The sequence below is a fragment of the Zoogloea sp. genome (genome assembly GCF_028693495.1).
Lineage (GTDB): Bacteria > Pseudomonadota > Gammaproteobacteria > Burkholderiales > Rhodocyclaceae > Zoogloea.
On record NZ_JAQUVG010000152.1, the window covers coordinates 1 to 4768 of the forward strand.

Annotated in this window: 5 protein-coding genes; all 5 read right to left on the minus strand. The window is 62.7% G+C overall.

The window, feature by feature from the left end; all coding sequences use genetic code 11:
- Window positions 1-391 (minus strand): ABC transporter substrate-binding protein (locus PHD22_RS16270; RefSeq protein WP_299869287.1); only part of this gene is annotated, 391 nt, incomplete at its 3' end.
- 71 nt (window positions 392-462) lie between these two features.
- Window positions 463-1530 (minus strand): branched-chain amino acid ABC transporter permease, encoded by a 1068-nt coding sequence (locus PHD22_RS16275; RefSeq protein WP_299869290.1) that lies wholly within the window; start codon window positions 1528-1530, stop codon window positions 463-465.
- Between the two features lie 111 nt (window positions 1531-1641).
- Entirely contained in the window at window positions 1642-2568 is a 927-nt protein-coding gene (locus tag PHD22_RS16280; RefSeq protein ID WP_299869293.1) for a branched-chain amino acid ABC transporter permease, read from the minus strand.
- A gap of 12 nt (window positions 2569-2580) precedes the next feature.
- The gene (locus PHD22_RS16285; RefSeq protein WP_299869296.1) at window positions 2581-3363 is read right to left on the minus strand and encodes an ABC transporter ATP-binding protein; all 783 of its coding nucleotides are present in this window, start codon (window positions 3361-3363) and stop codon (window positions 2581-2583) included.
- A gap of 12 nt (window positions 3364-3375) precedes the next feature.
- The coding region (locus tag PHD22_RS16290; RefSeq protein WP_299869299.1) for an AMP-binding protein at window positions 3376-4768 on the minus strand (1393 nt) is incomplete at its 5' end.

Below are 4768 nucleotides of genomic sequence, written 5' to 3' on the forward strand. Positions count from 1 at the left end.
GGCCGTAGCCGATGGTGACCATCGGGATCTTGTCCTGGGCGACCTTGTCGAGCACCGAGTAGGTGATGCCGGTGGACACCGGCTGGAACACGCTGTTGCCGGTGCTGCCCTTCTTCTTGAGGCGCTCATAGCACTCCACGCCGCGGGCGTTGTTGTACTCGGTCTCGCACTCTTCCCAGGTCAGCTTGACGCCATTGACGCCGCCGTCGCGCTCGTTGATGAGCTGCATGTAATCGATCCAGCCGCCGAACAGGCCGGAGCCACCGGCCGCATAGGGACCCACGCGATAACTCGGCAGACCGACAAACTGCTCCTCGCTGGCACTGGCCAGGGAGGAACCCAGGAGGCCGGCGATGACAGCGCCGAGCAGGACGGTTTTCTTGAGTTTCATGTTTTTGTCTCCTCGTTATATGTTTGGGTGGAACTCGCGTAGGCGGCAGGGCCGCCCGGTTCGCTTCAGAATTAGTGGGGGAAAGGCCAGAGACGCAGCTTCTCCTTGGCGATCTGCCACAGACGGGCCAGGCCGTGGGGCTCGACGATCAGGAAGAAGATGATCAGGCCGCCGAAGACGATCAGCTGAAAGTTGGACACGAACCCCGCACCCAGGGCATCCCCGAAGACCAGCGGCACCACATTGTCCAGGAAGATCGGCAGCAGCACGATGAAAGCGGCCCCCAGGAAGGAGCCCATGATCGAACCCACCCCGCCGATGATGATCATGAACAGGATCTTGAAAGACAGGTCCAGGTTGAAGCCCTCCGGCTCGACCGTGCCGATGTAGGTGTAGGCATACAGGGCGCCCGCCACCCCGCAGTAGAAGGAACTCACCGCGAAGGCCAGCAGCTTGGTGCGCATCAGGCGGAAGCCGATCACCTGGGCCGCCACATCCATGTCCCGCACGGCCATCCAGGCCCTGCCGGTAGAGGAGCGCACCAGATTCTTGGCCAGCAGCGCCATGAAGGCGACGATCAGGAAGGTCAGCACATACTTGGCTTCCGGGCTGGAGAAGGTGTAGCCGAGGATGGTCACTTCCTGGGCAGTCACCACGCCGGACGAGGAGTAGTTGGAGAACCAGGGGAACTTGACCAAGGCCCAGACGATGAAGAACTGGGCCGCCAGCGTGGCCACCGCCAGGTAAAAGCCCTTGATCCGAAGGCTGGGCAGGCCGAACAGGATGCCCACCGCCGCCGCCGTACCGCCCGCCAGCACCAGCGCCACCAGGAAGGGCATGCCCTCGACGCGCAGGATGAAGTTGTAGGCGGCAAAGGCACCGACGGCCATGAAAGCAGCCGATCCGAGGGAAAGCTGGCCGGCATAGCCTGTCAGGATGTTGAGGCCGATCGCGGCCAGGGAAAAGATCAGCACCGGAATCAGGATGGCCTTCAACCAGTACTCATTGGTCAACAGGGGCACGGCCACGCCGAACACCAGCATGAGGACCCAGAACCCGATCTTGTCCTGCCGGATCGGGAAAATCTGGGAATCTTCGGCGTAACTGGCCTTGAACTGGCCGGCTTCACGGTAAAACATCGTTGTTACTCCTTCGTCACGGAGAGGTGTGAGGCGTGAGGGGGCCGGAGGACGCTGGTGATCAGCGCAGCTCCCCTCCCACCTCTCTCCTCAGGCCTCACCAAAAAAACCTCAGACCCGGTCGATGTGCTTCTCGCCGAACAGCCCTTCGGGGCGGACGAGGAGGAAGGCCAGGGCCAGCATGTAAGGGAACCAGCCCTCGATGCCGCCACCGACAAAGGGGCCCACATACACCTCGGCCAGCTTCTCGGAGGCACCGATGATCAGACCACCGACAATCGCCCCTGGCACAGAGGTGAAACCACCGAGAATCAGGACCGGCAGGGCCTTCAGGGCCGTGAAGGTGAGGGCGAACTGGACGCCGTTGCGGGCGCCCCAGATCATCCCGGCCACCAGCGCCACGAAACCGGCCACGGCCCACACCACCCGCCAGATGGTCTGCAGCGGGATGCCGATGGAGAGAGCCGCCTGGTGGTCATCCGCCACCGCGCGCAGGGCACGGCCGACCTTGGTGTACTGGAACAGGATCGCCAGCAGGGCCACCAGGGATGCGGCCATGCCCGCGGCGAAGAGGTCGAACTTGGACACGCCGATCTCGTAGTTGTCCATCAGCCAGGCGATAGGCTCGTCCACGATGCCCAGGTCCAGCCCGCGCACGTTGGCGCCCCAGGCCATCTGGGCAATCCCTTCCACCACATAGGTCAGGCCGATGGTGGCCATGAACAGGGTGATGTGGGGCTGATTGACCAGCGGGCGCAACACGATCCGCTCGGTGGCAATCCCGAGCACGATCATCGCGATGAAGGCCAGCAGGAAAGCCAGCCAGAACACCACGCCGCTGTCCGCCTCCAGTCCCAACCAGCCGGGCAGGACCTCCTGGAAGCCGACGAAGGTCAGCGCGGCGAAGAACACCATCGCCCCCTGGGCAAAGTTGAAAACGCCCGAGGCCTTGTAAATCAGCACGAAGCCGAGGGCCACGAGGGCATACATCACCCCCGAGAGCAGCCCGCCGACCAGTACTTCGATGAAGAATTGCATCGCTGTCTCCCCTTAGTGCGAGGTGCCCAGGTAGGCCTTGATGACCTCCGGATTGTTCTTGACCTCGTCCGGCTCGCCGTCGCCGATCTTCTTGCCGTAGTCGAGCACCACGACCCGGTCCGAGATGTCCATCACCACCCCCATGTCGTGCTCGATCAGCACGATGGTGGTGCCGTAGTGGTCATTCACGTCGAGAATGAAGCGGCACATGTCCTGTTTCTCTTCCACGTTCATGCCCGCCATCGGCTCGTCCAGCAGCAGGATGTGGGGCTCGGCGGCCAGCGCCCGGGCCAGCTCGACCCGCTTCTGCAGGCCGTAGGGCAGGCGCCCCACCGGTGTCTTGCGGATGTCCTGGATCTCGAGGAACTCGATGACCTCCTCGACCTTGATGCGGTGCGCGATCTCTTCCTTCTGGGCCGCCCCCCAATAGAGGGCATGCTGGAGGAAGTTGCACTTCATCTTGAGGTTGCGCCCGGTCATGATGTTGTCGAGCACGGTCATGCCCTTGAACAGGGCGATGTTCTGGAAGGTGCGGGCGATGCCCTGCTCGGCGGCCTCGTGGGGCTCCATCTTCTTGCGCAGGGCCCCCTTGAAGAAGATCTGTCCTTCCTGCGGGTGATACACCCCATTGATGACGTTGAGCATCGAGCTCTTGCCGGCGCCGTTGGGGCCGATGATCGAGCGGATCTCGTGCTCCCTGACGTTGAAGCTGATGTCGGTCAGCGCCTTCACGCCGCCGAAGCGCAGGGAGATGTTCTGGAGGTCGACGATCACGTCGCCAATCTGTCTGGCCATGGGTCAGTCTCCTCAGGCGGCCTTCCGCGCCTGGGGCGGGAAGGTCCGGGCGTCCTCGATGCGCAGGTTGGCAGCCACCTGGTTGGTGCGGCCATCCTCGTAGGTCACCTGGGTTTCGATGAACTGCTCCTTGCGGCCGGCGTAGAGGGCGTCGATCAGCACCTCGTACTTCTCGGCCACAAAGTTGCGGCGCACCTTGCGGGTGCGGGTCAGTTCGCCATCGTCGGCGTCCAGCTCCTTGTGCAGCACCAGAAAGCGCTTGATCTGGGACTCGCTCATCCTGGGGTCGGTGGCCAGGTCGGCATTGACCTGCTCCACACACTCCCGGATCAGCTCATACACTGCGGCCTGACTGGCCAGGTCGGTGTAGCCGGCATAGGCCATGCCCTTGCGCTCGGCCCAGTTGCCCACGGCTTCCAGGTCGATATTGACGAAGGCGGTGACGAAATCCCGGCCGTTGCCGAAGCACACCACTTCCTTGATGTGCTGGAAGAACTTGAGCTTGTTCTCGATGTAGTTGGGGGCAAACATCCCGCCGTTGGTCAGCTTGCCCACATCCTTGGCCCGGTCGATGATCTTCAGGTGACCATCCTCGTCGAAGAAACCCGCATCGCCGGTCATGAAATAGCCCCCGGCATTGATCGACTCGGCCGTGGCCTCGGGGCGCTTGTAGTAGTCCTTCAGCAGCATCGGCCCCTTGACCAGGATCTCACCATTGTCCGCCAGCTTGACCTCAACGCTGGGAGCGGGGGTGCCGACCGAGTCGAGCTTGATCTGGCCATCCGGCTGCAGGCACACGTAGGCACAGGTTTCGGTCTGGCCGTAAAGCTGCTTGAGGTTGATGCCGATGGAGCGATAGAAACGGAACAGATCCGGCCCGATGGCCGCGCCGGCGGTGTAGGCCACCCGGATGCGGCTCATGCCGAGCACGTTCTTCAGTGGTCCATACACCAGCAGGCTGCCCAGCCAGTACTGGAAGCGATCGCCGGCGGACACGGACTTGCCGTCCAGGAGGTCCGCGCCACAACGCCTGGCCACGTTCATGAAGTGCTGGAAGACCTTGCGCTTGAAGCTGCCTGCATCCTCCATGCGGATCATCACCTGGGTGAGCAGGTTCTCGAAAACGCGAGGCGGCGCAAAATAGTAAGTGGGACCAATCTCCCGCAGATCGCCCATCACTGTCTCTCCGGATTCCGGACAGTTGATGGTGAAGCCGGCCACCATGGCCTGGGCATAGGAAAAGAGATGATCCCCCACCCAGGCCATCGGCAGGTAGGACAGGATGTCTTCCTGGTCGGTGAGCTTGTCGAAGAGGATGCCCCCCTTGGCCGCAGCAATGAATGCCGAGTGGGTCTGGCAGACCCCCTTCGGCTTACCCGTGGTCCCGGAGGTATACAGCATCACC

Bases quoted from the DNA above. Each gene is read 5' to 3' on its own strand.
- PHD22_RS16275 (WP_299869290.1), bottom strand. From the start codon at position 1,530: ATGTTTTACCGTGAAGCCGGCCAGTTCAAGGCCAGTTACGCCGAAGAT.
- PHD22_RS16280 (WP_299869293.1), bottom strand. From the start codon at position 2,568: ATGCAATTCTTCATCGAAGTACTGGTCGGCGGGCTGCTCTCGGGGGTG.
- PHD22_RS16285 (WP_299869296.1), bottom strand. From the start codon at position 3,363: ATGGCCAGACAGATTGGCGACGTGATCGTCGACCTCCAGAACATCTCC.